Genomic DNA, 17,304 nt, shown 5'->3' on the forward strand with positions numbered 1-17,304 from the left:
TTTGGGGTGGCGTTCGAGTCTTGGAGGGTGGAGTTCGACTCTTGGAGGGTGAAGTTCGAGCCTTGGAGGGTGGAGGTTGAACCTTGGAGGGTGGAGGTTGAGGGTTTTGGGGTGGGGCTTGAGGGTTTTGGAGTCGCGGCGTCGGGGGCTACCTGGAGCCCTTGGGGTCGGGTTTTGTGGTGGCGTGCGGGGCTTGCTTGCCTGGGGGCGGTCTTTTTTTTGTTGGTGGTGCATCCCTTGTTTCATCCCCTGCCGGGGGCGACTCACTTTCTTTGTCTTGCCAAAGAAAGTAAGCAAAGAAAGGCGCGCCCGAGATGGCGAAAGACTCCTTCAATTTTCGTAACCGGGCGGAGGCGGGGAAAACTCGCTGCGCTCAAACAGTTCCCCGCCTTTTTTCCGCCCGCTTACGAAAATTGAAGGCGCCATCAAGGGCAGGAACGTCAACGACCAAACCGGTGGTTTGCGTGTCCTGTCGGAGTTTCGTTTCTTGCGGTGTGCTGCTTCGCTTCGCTCGCTATCTCAACCTGTTCTTACTGCTTTGCCTCGCGTCTTGCCGCACATCCCACTACTGCGGTTGTGCTTCGATGGTGTGGCCGTACCTTGCCCTAGATGGCGCCTTGAATTTCTGTTGCAGAGAGGAAAAAGGAAGGGAAACTGTCTGAGCGCAGCGAGTTTTTCCCTTCCCCTCTCTGCGACAGAAATTCAAGGGGAAGTCGCCATCTCGGGCGCGCCTTTCTTTGCTTACTTTCTTTGGCAAGACAAAGAAAGTGAGTCGCCCCCGGCAGGGGGTGAAACAAGGGATGCACCACAAACAAAGAACAAAAAAAACCGCTCTGGCGAACCCAGAGCGGCTTTTCGAAGCGCTAACGTAGCCTCAGTGCACAACCCGATCAAACGAGAACTGCCCATCCCGGTAATCCACCGGCACCACATCCTTCGGGGCAAACTTGCCCTCCAGAATCATCCGTGCCACCGGATTCTCAAGCTGCTGCTGGATGGCCCGCTTCAACGGCCGTGCCCCAAACACCGGGTCGTAACCCGCCGATGCCAGCTTGGCCACCGCCTCGTCGCTGATCTCCAGCGCCAAGTCCATCTGCGCCAGACGTGCCGAGAGGCGCTTGAGCTGGATACGCGCGATCGATTCGATGTTGCGTTGGTCCAGCGCGTGGAACACCACCACCTCGTCGATCCGGTTCAGGAACTCGGGCCGGAAATGCGTTTTCACTTCCTGCCACACCGCACCCTTGATCACATCCGCCGGTTCGGTCACCATCTGCTGGATGAGCTGCGAGCCGAGGTTCGACGTCATCACGATCACCGTGTTCTTGAAGTCCACCGTGCGGCCCTGGCCGTCGGTCAGGCGACCGTCATCCAGCACCTGCAACAGCACGTTGAAGACGTCCGGGTGCGCCTTCTCCACTTCATCGAGCAGCACCACGCTGTACGGCTTGCGGCGCACGGCTTCGGTCAGGTAGCCGCCTTCCTCATAGCCGACATAGCCCGGGGGCGCGCCGATCAGCCGGCTCACGGAATGCTTCTCCATGAACTCGCTCATGTCGATGCGGATGAGGTGCTCTTCCGAATCGAACAGGAAGCCGGCCAGCGCCTTGCACAGCTCGGTCTTGCCGACGCCCGTCGGGCCCAGGAACAGGAACGAGCCGTAGGGCTTGTTCTCGTCTGCGATGCCGGCGCGCGAGCGGCGGATGGCGTCCGACACCAGACGCACGGCCTCGTCCTGGCCGACCACGCGCTCGTGCAGGCGGTCTTCCATCTTGAGCAACTTCTCGCGCTCGCCGGTCATCATCTTCGCCACGGGAATGCCCGTAGCGCGGCTGACAACTTCGGCAATCTCTTCGGCACCCACCTGCGTGCGCAGCAGCTTGTTCGGCTGCTTCTGGCCGGCAGACTCGGCGGCAGTGGCGGCCTTGAGCTTGCCTTCCAGTTCGGGCAGCTTGCCGTATTGCAACTCGGCCACCTTGTCGAGCTTGCCTTCTCGCTGCAGCTTGGCGATCTCAAGCTTGATCTTTTCGATCTCTTCCTTGAGCGTCGCCGCACCCTGCGCGGCGCCCTTCTCCGCCTTCCAGATCTCGTCCAGATCGGCGTATTCCTTCTGCAGGCGTTCGATCTCCTGCTCGATCAGCTCCAGGCGCTTCTGCGAGGCTTCGTCGGTTTCCTTCTTGACGGCCTCACGCTCGATCTTGAGCTGGATCAGGCGGCGGTCGAGCTTGTCCATCGCCTCGGGCTTCGAGTCGATTTCCATCTTGATGCGCGCCGCCGCTTCATCGATCAGGTCGATGGCCTTGTCCGGCAGGAAGCGGTCGGTGATATAGCGGTGGCTGAGTTCCGCCGCGGCCACGATCGCCGGGTCGGTGATCTCCACGCCGTGGTGCAGTTCGTATTTTTCCTGCAGGCCGCGCAGGATGGCGATGGTCGCCTCCACGCTCGGCTCGCCCACGAGCACCTTCTGGAAGCGTCGTTCCAGCGCGGCATCCTTCTCGATGTACTTGCGGTATTCGTCCAGCGTGGTCGCGCCGATGCAATGCAGCTCGCCGCGCGCAAGCGCCGGCTTGAGCATGTTGCCGGCGTCCATCGCGCCCTCGGCCTTCCCCGCGCCCACCATGGTGTGGATCTCGTCGATGAAGAGGATGGTCTGGCCCTCTTCCTTCGCGATGTCGTTGAGCACGGTCTTCAGGCGTTCCTCGAACTCGCCACGGTACTTGGCACCGGCAAGCAAACCCGCCATATCGAGCACTAGCACGCGCTTGTTCTTCAGGCTTTCAGGCACCTCGCCGTTGATGATGCGCTGCGCCAGGCCTTCGACGATGGCCGTCTTGCCCACGCCCGGCTCGCCGATCAGCACCGGGTTGTTCTTGGTGCGGCGCTGCAGGATCTGGATGGCGCGGCGGATTTCATCATCGCGGCCGATGACGGGGTCGAGCTTGCCGATCCGGGCCATCTCAGTCAGGTCGATGGTGTACTTCTTGAGCGCTTCACGCTGGCTCTCGGCTTCGGCGCTGCCGACGGTCTGGCCGCCGCGCACGGCGTCGATGGCGGCTTCGAGCGGCTTGCGCGACAGGCCGTGTTCGCGCGCAATGCGCCCCGCCTCGCCCTTGTCGTCAGCAGCTGCCAGCAGGAATAGCTCGCTGGCGATGAACTGGTCGCCGCGCTTGATGCCTTCCTTCTCGGTTTGCTGCAGCAGGTTGCCCAGATCACGGCCGACCTGCACCTGCTCACCGCCCTGCACCTGCGGCAGGTGCTTGATGGCACGGTCCAGCGCCGTGTCGAGGGCGCCCGTGTTGACGCCCGCGCGGGCGAGCAGGTTCTTGGTCGCGCCATCCGGCTGGCGCAGCATGGCCAGTAACAGGTGGACGGGTTCGATGTACGGATTGTCGTTGCCCAGCGCCAGGCTCTGCGCGTCGGCCAGCGCTTCCTGGAAGCGGGTCGTCAGTTTGTCCAAACGCATTAAAAACCCCTTGCGGAAAATGTTTCACTGCTCCGAAAGATAGGGAGCTTCGGTGGCTTTTCAAGCAGGGAAACGCGAGTTTTGATGCAGATTTGCGCCAGAACAAACGGCGGCGCGCCTGCTGGCCACGCCGCCGTCCCAAGTGCGTCAAAACCGTCCCGGCTAGCGCATCAGTTGGGCACCGATACCGTCGCCACACCGCCCGACACGCTCACCGAGATGCGGTCGCCCGCGGCTGGCGTGCTGGTGAAGTTCGGCACGTTTGCCGCATTGATGGCCGGTGCGGCACCGGGCGTGCCACCGCGCGGGGTCGTACGCACCACCTGCGACGGCGGCAACGGCGTGCCGTTCTTCAGGTTCGCGTACATGGCGTCCAGCGCGCGCTGCTCATACAGCACCAGCGGCACGAACAGCGCGTCATAGCCGGGCACAAGGTCGATAAAGCCGTCGAAATGCTGCGCGTTCATCACCTCGATGTACGACAGCTTGCTCGAGCCGCCCTCCACCTTGGCGTTCAGCCCCAGATACGGCCGAGAGCCATGGTTGACCGGCAGTAGCGCGTCATTGCGGCCCTGCACGATCAGCGCGGGCTTGCCCTGCAGATTGCCCGTGCGCAGCGTCTGGCTGATCCCCGTCTGCAGCGATTGGGAGGCGGCATCGGCGCCTGTCAGCAGGTTGCGCAGGCACAGCGCGCCATCGAGGTTGGCGGCCTGCGTGCCGGTCGAGTCCACCGACTGGTTGCTGCGCGTCGGGCCGCCCTGCGCGTTGTTGTTGACGAGCTGCACGCCGGAGGTGGGCGGAATGCCGTTGCCAAGCGCCGCCATCTGCGCGAGCGCCGTGGCGTTCACCGCCGTCGGATGGAACGACGCGTCAGTTGCCGCGAAGCTCAGCCCGCACAGGTTGTCGATCACGCTGGCGCGCGAGAGTGCGTTGCCAAACGTGGTCGCCACCGATGGGTCGATCTCGTAGAACGACATCGACGCGTGCACGAGGTCCGACTCGGGCTCCCAGCCATAGGCGCGCATCTTCTGCAGGGCTTCGTCAGCCTGGGCAGCCGCCGTGGTGGACGTCAGCAGCCCGGCCGCCTTGAGCGCTGCGCAGCGATTAGCCTGCGCGCCAGCCGGGAACGTCGTGAGGCTCGTAAAGAACGCCTGCGCCGGTGCGGTGGCAACGCTCGCAGACGACGCCGCGCAGAGCCGGAACACATTGGCGTAGCTCACGTAGTCGAAGAGGGGCTTGCCGGTCGTCGGCAGCGTCGTGCCACCGCGCACCACCTGCACACCGGTATTGGGCGGCAGGTTCAGGCCAGGCTCGCCGACGGCCACCCCGTCGATCCACCCGCCGGTGTCCTGCTCGGCAGCCGCAATGGCCGCGCCGCCGCCGTTCGAGATGCTCGACGCGATGACGATGGTGTTGTCCGGACGCACCGGCAACGCGCTGCCAATGAGCGCACCACTGGCTCCCGCGATCTTGTCGTTGATCGCCCAGAACGCGAACTGCACGGCCTGCAGCGTGAACAGACCCCAATCCTTCTCGGGGTTGCGCTGCGAATGCGCGTGCTTGAACGCCAGCCGGTTCGGCGTGGCGGCATTGAAAGCGGACAACTGGCTGCTAGTGAGCGGCGCGGCAAAGTGCGCGTTGGACCCGGCTGCGCTGCGCGTGGTGCGCGTGCCGTCCTGCAGGGCGACGGTGTCGGTAGCCAGATCGTGCGGGCCGGCACCTGTGCCCTTGTCGGTATAGGCAACGGCGCACTTGCGCTTGAGGCCCCACTCGCCGGTGGAAATCGCGCCGTAGATGCCGCGCGAGCCCGACGAGGTGGCGGTGATGATGCAGGGGTTGTTGGCGTCGAAGCTGTCCGGAATCTGCACGAGCAGCACCACGTTCTGCTGGCCTGTGCCGTCGTCGGAGTACGTCACGTATTCCGTCCCAGCGATCATGCCGGAGCCCTGTGTGACGTTGCCGCTGGCATCGACGTTCGGGCCATAAAGCGTGCCGTAGCCGCCCTTGGCTGCCGTGTCGACCAGCGCACGGTAGTTGGCATAGATCGCCAGGCGACGCAGCTCAGCTGCCGTGGGCGCTGCCGGGTTGGCGATGGTCGGCGCGGTGGCCGAAGCCAGGCCGCTTGCGCCCAGGCCGGCGGTCAACAGATCGTCGGACACGCCGTCGTACCGGTTGATGGTCACCTTGCCGGCAAAGGCCGGCTTGGTATTGCCCGGCACGTTGTTGCCATCATTGCTGCCGCCGCAAGCGCTCAGCACACCGCAGCCGGCCAGCAGCACGGCACCGGCCGCGATGAGGTTGCTTGCGAAGACGTGCCGTCGCAGGCGCGCCGTTCGGGTTGGTTTCATTGCGTCTCCTTCTCGTTATGGATGGAACAACACAAAGCAACCTGCGGCGGCCTCCGATACTGCACGTCCCTACGCCACCGCAGGCACTACCAGTATGTGAACCAAACTTCTCATTCGCAATTCAATTTGCGTGATCGGCCTTGCGATCAACTGAACGTGCGTACCGTCCAGAGACCCAGCATGGTCAGGAACAGCGAGCCCCCGAGATGCGCCACGATATGCAGCGCGCCCATCAGGTGGTCGCCGGCCAGGATGTTGGCGACAACCTCGCTGGAAAACGTCGAGAACGTCGTGAGACCGCCCAGAAAACCGGTGATGACGAGCAAACGCCATTCCGGCGGCAGCCCCGCGTGCGTATCGAAAAAACCCACCGCAACGCCGATCAGATAGCCTCCCACCAGATTGGCTGCCAGCGTGCCGTACGGCAAGGCCGGATTGATGGCGTTCCACAAGATGGCGAACGCCCAGCGCAACCAGGCTCCCAGCGCAGCGCCCACCCCAACTGCCAGAATGCCCATTCCGCTCATGCGGTCGCGTCCTTGTTATTCGTAGTCGTTGGGTTGCGCCGATGCGCCAGGCTGATTGGCCGTGTTTGCCCCGGCGTTGGTGGTCGCAATGCCCCAGCGGGCGAGCGCCTTGTCGTCCGTGACGCGTGCATCGACCCAGCGCGCGCCCTCGGGCGTCTGCTCCTTCTTCCAGAACGGCGCCTCGCTCTTGAGGTAATCCATGATGAATTCGCACGCGGCAAAGGAGTCGCCGCGGTGCTTGGAGGCCACCGCCACCAGCACGATCTGGTCTTGCGGCTTGAGCTTGCCCACGCGGTGGATGACGAGCGCGTCAATCAGCTCCCAGCGTTGCATAGCCGCGCTGACGATGTCGGCGAGCGCCTTTTCAGTCATGCCGGGATAGTGCTCCAGCTCCATCTCCGACACACCGGTGCCATCGTTGATATCGCGCACGGTGCCAATGAAGCTGGCCACTGCACCAATGTTCGGGCGGCCGGCACGCAGCGCTGCAATCTCGGCGCCGAGGTCAAAGTCGGCTTCCTGCACACGGACGGACATGGTTGCTCTGCTCCGTTCAGCCGCCGGTCACTGGCGGGAAGAATGCGACTTCGCAGCCGTCATGCACAGCGGTATCGGCCGGCACGATCTGGTGGTTCACCGCCATGCGCAGCGCACGGCCTTCGGCCAGGGTTTCGCCCCAGACCGGACCGCGCTGCGCCAGCCAGCGGCGCACATCGCCCACGGTGCGCACGGCCTCCGGCACGACCACCTGCTCCTGTGAGGTTCCGAGTTGCTCACGCACGCTGGCAAAGAAACGAAGCTCAATCTGCATGGCCATCGCTCCTTACACCAGACCCGCGAACGGCAGGAAGCTGACCATATCGCCCTGCGCAATCGGCTGGTTGGGCGGGTTGTCGATCAGGCCATCGCCCCATACGGTGGAGGTCAGCACGCCCGAGCTTTGATTGGGAAACAGGTCCAGCCCGCCGTTGGCGTTGATACGCGCACGCAGAAACTCGTTGCGGCGATCGCCCTTCGGCAGCGCAAAGTCGGCCCGCATCGGGATGCGCTTCGGGGCCACGTCGGACACGCCCTGCAGACGCAGGATGAGCGGCCGCACGAACAGCAGGAAGGTGACGAAGCTCGACACCGGGTTGCCCGGCAGGCCGATGAAAAACGCGGTGGGGCCACCCACCATGCCTTCGGGCCGGCGCACCTCGCCAAAAGCCAGCGGCTTGCCCGGCTTGATGGCGATCTGCCATAGGTTCAGGCGCCCTTCGGCTTCCACTGCGGGCTTGATGTGGTCTTCCTCGCCCACCGACACGCCGCCGGAGGTGATGATGAGGTCGTGCTCCTCGGCCGCTTCGCGCAGTGTGTCGCGCGTGGCTTGCAGCGTGTCGGGCACGATGCCGAAATCGGTGATGTCGCAGCCGAGGTTTTCCAACAGCGCGCGCAGCGTGAAGCGGTTGGAGTTGTAGATCGCACCGGGCTTGAGCGGCTCGCCGGGCATGGCAAGCTCGTCGCCGGTAAAGAACACGGCCACGCGCGGACGGCGCACCACGTGCAGATTGGCGCAACCGACCGAAGCTGCCAAGCCGAGTTGCTGCGGACCGAGACGCGTGCCGCGCGGCAGGATCTCGGCACCGTCGGCAATATCCTCGCCGGCGCGGCGGATCCACTCGCCGGATTCAGGCACGTGGTCGATGGTGACGGTGCCCGTGTCCGGGTCAGCCTTGCATTGTTCCTGCATGACCACCGCATCCGCGCCCGGCGGGATCAGCGCGCCGGTAAAGATACGCGCCGCCTCGCCCGCATTGAGCGGCTGACCGACATAGCCAGCCGGAATGCGCTGGGCCACCTTCAGGCGCACGCCCGGCCCGGTGATGTCGGCGGCGCGCACGGCGTATCCGTCCATCTGCGTGTTGTCGGCAGGCGGCACATTCAAGCTGCTGCGAACGGCCTGCGCGAGGACGCGCCCGTTGGCGTGCAACGTCGACACAGTTTCGGTCTCGTGCAAGGCGCGCACTGCGGCAAGCAGTTGCGACAGCGCCGCATCGAGCGTCAGCAAGGACGGTTTGACGGCGGGAGCATCGTTGGCGGACATGCGGGAATGGGAAAACGAAATCGGAAAGGAGATTTCGATTGTATCGGTTCCAGGCCGATGCCATGCATCAGCGCCGGCGTATCAAGCGAATGCGCGGGCCAGCGCGGCCCGCAGTGCCGGCACGATGTGCGCGTCAAACCACGGGTTGTGTTTGAACCAGGCCAGATTGCGCGGGCTCGGATGCGGCAGCGGAAACAGCACTCGGCCGTCGGCGTCCTGCACGGGCCCATTACGCACCACGTCCGTCAGCGACCAGTCGCGCGGCACGTCGAGGTAATTGCGCTGGGCATAGGTGCCCACCAGCAGCGCGAGCCTCACATCGGACATCGCCGTCAACAGCGGCCAGTGCCATTTGGGCGCGCATTCGGGGCGCGGCGGCAAATCGCCATTCGCGCCGGTGCCGGGAAAGCAGAAGCCCATCGGCACCACGGCGATGCGCCTGTCAACGTAGAAATCGTCGTATGAGATCTGCAACCACTGGCGCAGGCGGTCGCCCGAGCGGTCGTTCCAGGGGATACCGGTTTCGTGGACGATGCGGCCGGGCGCCTGCCCGATAATCAGGACGCGGGCGCGGCGGTCCGCCACGACCACCGGACGAGGCTCGTGCGCCAATGCGCCCTTGCACTCGCGGCAGGCGCGGATGTCGTGCAGGCAGCGCTCGAACGCTGCCCCGGCTACGTCATCCGGCACTGCTTCCATCGTTTTAGAGACCGGTGTGCTGGGCGATGTAGCCCTTGATACGGTCAGCGTCGGCCGGCATGACTTCGAAGCGCTGCGGCAGCGATTCGATATCAGCGTAGCCAGCCGGACGCTCCGGCTCGCGGTCAAGCGCTTCGCGAATGGTGTCGCCGAACTTGGCCGGCAGCGCCGTTTCCAGCACCACCATCGGCACGCCCGGCGTCAGGTTTTCGCGCGCCACTTTCACGCCGTCGGCGGTGTGGGTGTCGATCATCGTGCCGTAGGTGGCAAACACGTCGCGAATCGTATCGACGCGGTCTGCGTGCGAGCTGCGGCCCGAGACAAAGCCGAACTCGGCGATGCGATCGAACTCCGGCTTGCCCGTCATCGAGAAACCACCCTTTTCGTCCACGTCGCGGAAGAGCTGGGCCAGGCGTGCAGGATCACGATCCAGCAGGTCGAACACGAAGCGCTCGAAGTTTGACGCCTTGCTGATGTCCATGCTGGGACTGGACGTGTGATACGTCTGCGCGGCCGAACGCACGCGGTACGTGCCGGTGCGGAAGAATTCGTCGAGCACGTCGTTCTCGTTGGTGGCAACGACCAGCTTGTCGATCGGCAAACCCATCATGCGCGCGATGTGGCCGGCGCAGACGTTGCCGAAGTTGCCCGATGGCACGCAGAACGAAACCTTGTCGCCAATCTTCGGGGCCGCCAGCAGGTAGCCCTTGAAGTAGTAGACGACCTGGGCGACGACACGCGCCCAGTTGATCGAATTGACCGTACCGATCTTCTGGCGGGCCTTGTATTCGAGATCGTTCGACACTGCCTTGACAATGTCCTGCGCGTCGTCGAACACGCCTTCGATGGCGATGTTGAAGATGTTCTTGTCTTGCAGGCTGAACATCTGCGCGGTCTGGAACGCGCTCATCTTGCGGTGCGGGCTCAGCATGAACACGCGAACGCCGCGCTTGCCGCGCATGGCGTATTCGGCGGCGCTGCCCGTGTCGCCCGAGGTGGCGCCCAGGATGTTCAACTCGGCATGTTCACGGTCAAGTGCGTATTCGAACAGGTTGCCCAGCAGCTGCATCGCCATGTCCTTGAAGGCCAGCGTCGGGCCGTTGGACAGGCACAGCAGCGAGAGCGACGTGCCGCCTTCCTCGCCCAGCTTGTGCAGGGGCGTGATGTCGGCAGTGTTGTCGCCGGCGCGCGCGTTGCCGTACACCTCGGGCGTATAGGTGCGGCGCGTCAGTGCTCGCAGATCGTCTTCGGGAATGTCGGTGGCGAACTTGCGCAGGATTTCGAACGCGAGGTCGGCGTACGGCAGGTCGCGCCAGCGGGTCAGCTCATCAACGCTGACCTGCGGGTACTGCTCAGGCAGGTACAGGCCGCCGTCCGGCGCCAGGCCGCCCAGCAGGATGCGGGAGAAGCTCTGCGGCTCTGCGTGGCCGCGGGTCGATCGGTATTGCATGCTCATGTCCTGCGCTTAGTTCAGTTCTTCCATGCGGATGCGCGTGACCTTCGACAGCACGGTCGGCAGCGCTTCGATGGCGGCGATGGCGGCGTTCACGCGCTTTTCCACGGTCACGTGCGACAGCATGATGATGTCGGTCTGCGGCTCGCCTTCGCGCGATTCCTTCTGCAGCATGGCGTCGATCGAGATGCCGCCTTCGGCCAGGATGCGCGTGATGTCGGCCAGGACGCCGGTTTCATCGGCCACGCGCATGCGCAGGTAATAGCTTGAGCGCACTTCGTCGATCGGCAGCACCGGCGTGTCGGACAGCGCGTCCGGCTGGAACGCCAGATGCGGCACGCGGTGTTCCGGGTCGGCCGTGTGCAGGCGCGTCACATCCACCAGATCGGCGACGACGGCCGAAGCGGTCGGCTCGGCGCCTGCGCCCTTGCCGTAGTACAGCGTCGGGCCCACGGCATCGCCGTTGACGACCACGGCATTCATCGCGCCTTCGACATTGGCGATCAGGCGCTTGGTCGGCACGAGCGTCGGATGCACCCGCAGTTCGATGCCGGCCTCGGTACGACGCGTAATGCCAAGCAGCTTGATGCGATAGCCGAGTTCTTCGGCGTAGCGAATGTCAACGGCTTCCAGCTTGGTGATGCCTTCCACATACGCGCGTTCAAACTGGATCGGCACGCCAAAGGCGATGGCGCTCATGAGTGTGAGCTTGTGCGCGGCGTCAAAGCCTTCGATGTCGAAGGTCGGATCGGCTTCGGCGTAGCCCAGGCGCTGGGCTTCCTTGAGCACCGTATCAAAGTCCAGACCCTTGTCGCGCATCTCGGTCAGGATGAAGTTCGTGGTGCCGTTGATGATGCCGGCGATCCACTCGATGCGGTTGGCTGTCAGGCCTTCGCGCAGAGCCTTGATGATGGGGATGCCGCCGGCGACGGCGGCCTCGAACGCCACCATCACGCCCTTGTCCTGGGCAGCCTTGAAAATCTCGTTGCCATGCAGGGCCAGCAGCGCCTTGTTGGCAGTGACAACATGCTTGCCGTTGGCGATGGCGCGCAGCACCAGCTCACGCGTCAGGTCATAGCCGCCGATCAGTTCCACGACGATATCGATCTCGGGCGAATCCACAATCGCAAACGGATCGTTCACCACGGGCACGGTCGCCCCGGCTTCCTGCACGATGGCGCGGGCGCGGTCGAGATTGCGCACGGCAATCATGGCGACTTCGATGCCGCGACCCGCGCGACGGCGGATTTCTTCCTGGTTCCGTTGCAGAACCTTGAGGGTACCGCCACCGACGGTACCGAGCCCGAGCAGGCCGATCTTGATGGGATTCATGAGACGTGTCGTAAAGAAACGAAAAAGCGGAGAAGCAAAAAACACACAGGGCAGACACTTCGGTCTGCCCCGCAGTTACTGATCTGGCGGAAGACCGAGTTTATGCGGCCCGGATGCCAGTACCGTGACGCTGACGGTACCGCTCCAGGAAGCGCGAAATTCGGCCGATCGCTTCACGAAGATCGTCTTCGTGTGGCAGGAAGACGATGCGGAAGTGGTCCGGCGAGTGCCAGTTGAAGCCGGTGCCCTGCACCAGAAGCACGCGTTCTTCCTCCAGCAGCTGGCGGATGAAAGTCTGATCGTCTTCGATGGGATACACCGCCGGGTCCAGGCGCGGGAACATATACAGCGCAGCCTTGGGCTTGACGCAGGTCACGCCAGGGATGGCGGTGATCAGCTCGTGCGCAAGATCACGCTGACGGCGCATGCGACCGCCCGGTGCCACCAGGTCTTTGATGCTCTGGTAGCCGCCCAGCGCGGTCTGGATGGCCCACTGCCCCGGCACGTTGGCGCACAGGCGCATCGACGACAGCATGTTCAGGCCTTCGATGTAGTCCTTGGCCGGGCGCTTGTCACCGGACACGACCATCCACCCCGCGCGGTACCCGCACGAGCGGTAGCTCTTCGACAGGCTGTTGAACGTCACGGTCAGCACGTCTTCCGACAGCGAGCCGATCGCGGTGTGCTTGTTGTCGTCGAACAGAACCTTGTCGTACACCTCATCGGCGAAGATCACCAGGCCGTGTTCGCGCGCGATGGCGACGATGCCCAGCAGCAGCTCGTCCGAATACAGCGCGCCGGTCGGATTGTTCGGGTTGATGACGACGATGCCCTTGGTGTTCGGCGTGATCTTGGCGCGGATGTCGTCCAGGTCCGGCATCCAGCCGTTGGCTTCGTCGCAGGTGTAGTGCACCGGCGTGCCGCCCGAGAGGCTGGCCACGGCGGTCCACAACGGGTAGTCGGGCGCCGGCAGCAGCAGCTCGTCACCGGCATCGAGCAGCGCGTTGGTGGCCAGCGAGATCAGCTCCGAGGCGCCATTGCCCAGATAGATGTCTTCCAGCGTGACGTTCTTGATGCCCTGCTCTTGCGTGTAGTGCATCACTGCCTTGCGCGCCGCGAAGATGCCCTTGGAATCCGAATACGCCGCCGAATTTGGCAGGTTGCGGATCATGTCCTGCTGGATCTCTTCAGGGGCATCGAAACCGAACACGGCCAGGTTGCCGATATTCAGCTTGATGATCTTGTGGCCCTCTTCTTCCATCTGCTTGGCCTTCTCGAGCACGGGGCCGCGAATGTCATAGCAGACGTTGTTGAGCTTGGCGGATTTCTGGATCGTTTTCACGGGCAAGGCGGCGAGTGGCGACGTTGGACGGGCTGGAACTACGGGGCATTCTGTGGCGCAGCAAAGCGGCGACGGTAACGCCACACAGCGGCAGGCGCCGCTACGCTATTCCTTGCCGGACATCGCTTGTGGCGCGGCGGGCGAAGGAGAGAAAAAGATATAATTTAGCCCATTATGACAGACTTAGGCGGGCATTTTTGCAACGCAGCGAAACCTGTCCGAAGTCTGAAACCTAGCGCCTTTGCCAGCGTGCCGCCGTATGCGCCGCAGTCATCGCGCCCGATGGGATTCCCACCTTGAAGCTCCATTCATCCGATTCGTCGACCATTCTCAATACCGTTACCGGCTATGGCGACGGCTATATCGAAATCAACAAGGTGCGCTACGAGCACTCGGTGCTGGTGATGCCCGAGGGCGCCGTGGTGCAGTGGGATGTGTCGCGCTTTGAGGATCTGACGCCCGAGCATTTCGCCCGCGTGCTCGAACTGGGGGCCGAAGTGGTGATCTTCGGCTCCGGCAACAAGCTGCGCTTCCCGCACCCGCGGCTGACGGTGCCGCTCACAGAAAAGCGCATCGGCGTAGACGCCATGGACCTGCAGGCCGCCGGCCGCACGTACAACATCCTGATGCTGGAAGGCCGCAAAGTGGCCGCCGCCCTGCTGATCGAGCGTGCCTGAACGCATGCCGATCGACCGCACTGCTCAAGCGCCCACCCTTCCCTGGCGCAATGCGTCGCTGTGGCTGCTGGCTGCTGCGTTCCTGGCCGTCTGGCTCGGCACGCTGGGCTACCGGCACCTGATCCCCACCGACGAAGGCCGCTACGCCGAGATCGCACGCGAGATGTTCTCCTCCGGCGACTGGGTGACCATCCGTTACAACGCCCTGAAGTATTTCGAGAAGCCGCCGCTGCAAATGTGGGGGACCGCACTCGCCTACACGTTGTTTGGCATCGGCGACTGGCAGGCGAGGCTCTTCACGGCGCTCTCGGGTATCGTCGGCATTGTTTTCACGATGCTGGCGGCCGCGCGCTGGTGGGGCAAGCGGACGGCGGTCATCAGCGGGCTGGTGCTGGTGAGCGCCCCTCTCTGGAACGTGGGCTCGCACTTCAATTCGCTCGACATGGGCGTGGCCGGCTGCATGACGATGGCGCTGGGTGCGCTACTGCTCGCGCAGCATCCGGATGCCACGCGCGCTCAACAACGCGGCTGGATGTGGGCCTGCTGGGCATCAATGGCGCTCGCGGTGCTGAGCAAGGGCCTCATCGGCGTGGTCCTGCCGGGCTTTGTGCTGGTGGTGTATACCTTAGTCGCGCGCGACTGGGCCCTGTGGAAACGATTGCATCTGGTCAGCGGGCTGATCATCTTCTTCGCCGTCGGCGCGCCGTGGTTCGTGCTGATCTCGATGCGCAACCCGGAATTCGCGTGGTTCTTCTTCGTGCACGAGCATTTCCAGCGTTTCACGTCGACCGTGCATAACCGAAACGCGCCGCTTTGGTACTTCGTGCCATTGCTGGTGGCCGGGTTCCTCCCGTGGCTTGCTCAATTGCCCGGCGCTGCACGCCTGACGCTTGCCCGAGGTGAAACCGCCAGTAACGGTTTCCGCCCCACGCTCATGCTCGGCCTGTGGGCCATCCTGATCTTCGCGTTTTTTAGCATTTCGGACTCGAAGCTGCCGGGCTATATCTTCCCGATCATCCCAGCGCTGGCGATTCTGGCGGCCCTGGTGCTCGACCACACCAGCGAGCGCGCGTGGCGCTGGCAACTCAAGGGCTTCCTGGTGCTGGCGCTGGCTGGTCTGGCGGCCAGCGGTTACGTGGCGACCATGTCGTCGGATATGTACCCGAACGCCGTGTTTTCCCGATTTGCGATGTTCCTGGCTGTGGCGTTCGTGGCGGGAGCCGGGTTCACGTGGCTGGCACTTCGCTTGGCGGACCGGCGCTTCGAGAGCGTGGCCGCATTTGCGTGCGCATGGTTCCTGACATTTGCAGCGGCCATGCTCGGCCATGAAGCATTCGGGCGCTCCATGTCGGGTATCGATCTCGTGCCGGCCGTCAAGCAGTGGCTCAAGCCCGACGTGCCGTTCTATGCGGTCGAGCGTCTGGACCATACAATGCCGTTTTACCTCGGCCGGCCCACCATCATGGTGCAGGAGCCTGATGAACTGGCCTTTGGCGTCCAACAGGAGCCGGCCAAGTGGGTGCCGACCACCGAAGCGTTCGTGGCGCGCTGGAAAGCCGGCGGTCAGGCCGTCGCCATGATGGGACCGGGCACCTATGACCGGCTGGCAGCCCAGGGCGTACCGATGGTGGTGATTGCCCGCGATGCCCGCCGTGTGATCGTCCGGCGCAACTAGGTTTCACCACCACGGATTGTCGAAAGGGGCGCGCAAGCGGAATTGTCGTAACATGCGGCCCGGCGGCTGGATTAAGAACATCCGCACGGGGAAACCGCCGCAGTCTGTAAAACATCAAAAGAACACATGAATCTGGTCACTTTCGGGCTGATCCTGACGGGCGTCATGCTCAATGCCTGCGCTCAGCTGCTGCTCAAGGCGGGCGTCAATAACATCGGCCGCTTTGCGTTTTCGGCCGACAACATCCTGCCGATCGGCATCAAGCTTGCAACGCAGTGGCCCATAATTGGCGGCTTGTCGTGCTACGTCATCTCGGTGGTGGTGTGGATTCTCGGCCTGTCGCGCGTGGATGTGACCATCGCGTATCCGATGCTCTCGCTGGGCTACGTGGTCAACGCCTTCCTGGCGTGGTATCTGTTTGGCGAAGTGCTGACGGTGCAGCGCCTGATCGGCATCGCGATCATTCTCGTCGGCGTACTTGTGCTGGCTCGCTCGTGAGCCGATCCGCCCACACCCGGCACCCAACCTCATTCAAGTCATGACGCAAACCACCGCCACTGCCGAGCTTCCCTTCCTGCCCTTCGTGCGCCCGACCATTGACGAAGCGACCATCGCCGCCGTGGCCGACGTGCTGCGCTCGGGCTGGATTACCTCGGGGCCCAAGGTCGCGGCATTCGAAGCCGCGCTGTCGGAATACTTTGGCGGCCGCATCGTCCGCACATTCGCCAACGGCACGGCTACGATGGAAGTCGCGCTGCGCATCGCGGGCATCGGCCCTGGCGATGAGGTGATTACCACGCCGATCTCGTGGGTCGCCACGTCCAACGTGGTGCTGACGGTCGGCGCCAAGCCAGTCTTCGTCGACATCGACCCGGTGACGCGCAACATCGATCTGGACAAGGTCGAGGTCGCCATCACGCCGCGCACCAAGGCCATCATTCCGGTCTATCTGTCGGGCCTGCCCGTCGACATGGATCGCCTCTACGACATCGCTCGCCGCCACAAGCTGCGCGTGGTGGAAGACGCCGCGCAGGCCATCGGTTCGCGCTGGGGCGACAAGCGCATCGGCCAGATCGGCGACCTGGTCAGCTTCAGCTTCCAGGCCAACAAGAACATCACGACCATCGAAGGCGGCGCGCTGGTGCTGAACACGCCCGAAGAAGCCGTGCTGGCCGAGAAATATCGCCTGCAAGGCGTCGTGCGCACCGGCTTCGACGGCATGGAAGTCGACCTGGTGGGCGGCAAGTTCAATTTGACCGACGTGAATGCCGCGATCGGCCTGGGTCAGTTCGCTCAGTTGGAAGTCGTCACTGCACGCCGCGCCGCACTGGCACGCCGCTATTTTGCCGGCATGCGCGCCGCCGACATCGAGTCGTTCGGCGTCGAGCTGCCGGTAGAGAACTTCACGCACACCAACTGGCACATGTTCCAGATCGTGCTGCCGCTGGATCGTCTGAAGGTCGATCGCGCTGGCTTCATGGCTGGCTTGAAGGCGCTGGGCATCGGCGCGGGCGTGCACTATCCGCCCATCCACCTGTTCAAGCTCTACCGCGAACTCGGCTGGAAGCCGGGCATGTTCCCGGTGGCCGAGCGCATTGGCCGTGCCATCGTTACGCTGCCGATGTTTGCCGGCATGGAAGATTCCGATGTGGATCGCGTGGTCAGCGCGGTCCGCCAACTTTGCGCCCAGTACCAATAATCCAAT

14 protein-coding genes are annotated in these 17,304 nt (G+C 63.8%); 4 read left to right on the plus strand and 10 right to left on the minus strand.

Annotated elements, in window-relative coordinates; genetic code table 11:
* Positions 1–874: 874 nt before the first annotated feature.
* The 10 genes from clpB to BG83_RS0105985 all read right to left on the minus strand — a co-directional run bounded on the left by clpB (position 875) and on the right by BG83_RS0105985 (position 13,247).
* The gene (clpB, locus tag BG83_RS0105940; protein WP_024975864.1) at positions 875–3,463 is read right to left on the minus strand and encodes an ATP-dependent chaperone ClpB; all 2,589 of its coding nucleotides are present in this window, start codon (positions 3,461–3,463) and stop codon (positions 875–877) included.
* A gap of 170 nt (positions 3,464–3,633) precedes the next feature.
* Positions 3,634–5,811: a 3-hydroxybutyrate oligomer hydrolase family protein gene (locus BG83_RS0105945; RefSeq protein WP_024975865.1), complete on the minus strand. Its 2,178-nt coding sequence runs from the start codon at positions 5,809–5,811 to the stop codon at positions 3,634–3,636.
* A gap of 146 nt (positions 5,812–5,957) precedes the next feature.
* Positions 5,958–6,338 (minus strand): fluoride efflux transporter CrcB, encoded by a 381-nt coding sequence (gene crcB, locus BG83_RS0105950; protein WP_024975866.1) that lies wholly within the window; start codon positions 6,336–6,338, stop codon positions 5,958–5,960.
* A gap of 15 nt (positions 6,339–6,353) precedes the next feature.
* Positions 6,354–6,875 carry a molybdenum cofactor biosynthesis protein MoaE gene (locus BG83_RS0105955; RefSeq protein ID WP_024975867.1) on the minus strand — a complete coding sequence of 174 codons (522 nt, stop codon included), beginning with the start codon at positions 6,873–6,875 and terminating at the stop codon, positions 6,354–6,356.
* Between the two features lie 16 nt (positions 6,876–6,891).
* A complete protein-coding gene (gene moaD / locus BG83_RS0105960; protein WP_024975868.1) occupies positions 6,892–7,149 on the minus strand; it encodes a molybdopterin converting factor subunit 1 in 258 nt (85 codons plus the stop codon).
* Positions 7,150–7,161: 12 nt separating this feature from the next.
* Positions 7,162–8,421 carry a gephyrin-like molybdotransferase Glp gene (gene glp / locus BG83_RS0105965; RefSeq protein ID WP_024975869.1) on the minus strand — a complete coding sequence of 420 codons (1,260 nt, stop codon included), beginning with the start codon at positions 8,419–8,421 and terminating at the stop codon, positions 7,162–7,164.
* Positions 8,422–8,502: 81 nt separating this feature from the next.
* Positions 8,503–9,120, minus strand: a complete 618-nt coding sequence (locus BG83_RS0105970) for a uracil-DNA glycosylase family protein (RefSeq protein ID WP_024975870.1) — start codon at positions 9,118–9,120, stop codon at positions 8,503–8,505.
* A 4-nt stretch (positions 9,121–9,124) separates the two neighbouring features.
* The gene (gene thrC / locus BG83_RS0105975; protein ID WP_024975871.1) at positions 9,125–10,570 is read right to left on the minus strand and encodes a threonine synthase; all 1,446 of its coding nucleotides are present in this window, start codon (positions 10,568–10,570) and stop codon (positions 9,125–9,127) included.
* A 15-nt stretch (positions 10,571–10,585) separates the two neighbouring features.
* A complete protein-coding gene (locus tag BG83_RS0105980) occupies positions 10,586–11,905 on the minus strand; it encodes a homoserine dehydrogenase (RefSeq protein WP_024975872.1) in 1,320 nt (439 codons plus the stop codon).
* A gap of 100 nt (positions 11,906–12,005) precedes the next feature.
* Positions 12,006–13,247 carry a pyridoxal phosphate-dependent aminotransferase gene (locus BG83_RS0105985; protein ID WP_024975873.1) on the minus strand — a complete coding sequence of 414 codons (1,242 nt, stop codon included), beginning with the start codon at positions 13,245–13,247 and terminating at the stop codon, positions 12,006–12,008.
* A gap of 296 nt (positions 13,248–13,543) precedes the next feature.
* Here BG83_RS0105985 and BG83_RS0105990 point away from each other — a divergent pair, with 296 nt between their 5' ends.
* The 4 genes from BG83_RS0105990 to BG83_RS0106005 all read left to right on the plus strand — a co-directional run bounded on the left by BG83_RS0105990 (position 13,544) and on the right by BG83_RS0106005 (position 17,298).
* A complete protein-coding gene (locus BG83_RS0105990) occupies positions 13,544–13,924 on the plus strand; it encodes an Mth938-like domain-containing protein (protein WP_024975874.1) in 381 nt (126 codons plus the stop codon).
* 4 nt (positions 13,925–13,928) lie between these two features.
* Positions 13,929–15,599 (plus strand): glycosyltransferase family 39 protein, encoded by a 1,671-nt coding sequence (locus BG83_RS0105995; protein WP_024975875.1) that lies wholly within the window; start codon positions 13,929–13,931, stop codon positions 15,597–15,599.
* A gap of 126 nt (positions 15,600–15,725) precedes the next feature.
* Positions 15,726–16,097 carry an SMR family transporter gene (locus tag BG83_RS0106000; RefSeq protein WP_012761830.1) on the plus strand — a complete coding sequence of 124 codons (372 nt, stop codon included), beginning with the start codon at positions 15,726–15,728 and terminating at the stop codon, positions 16,095–16,097.
* Between the two features lie 40 nt (positions 16,098–16,137).
* The gene (locus BG83_RS0106005) at positions 16,138–17,298 is read left to right on the plus strand and encodes a DegT/DnrJ/EryC1/StrS family aminotransferase (protein ID WP_024975876.1); all 1,161 of its coding nucleotides are present in this window, start codon (positions 16,138–16,140) and stop codon (positions 17,296–17,298) included.
* The last annotated feature ends 6 nt before the right edge of the window (positions 17,299–17,304 follow it).

It is taken from the genome of Ralstonia pickettii (assembly GCF_000607165.1).
In the GTDB taxonomy this organism is placed as follows: Bacteria; Pseudomonadota; Gammaproteobacteria; order Burkholderiales; family Burkholderiaceae; genus Ralstonia; species Ralstonia holmesii.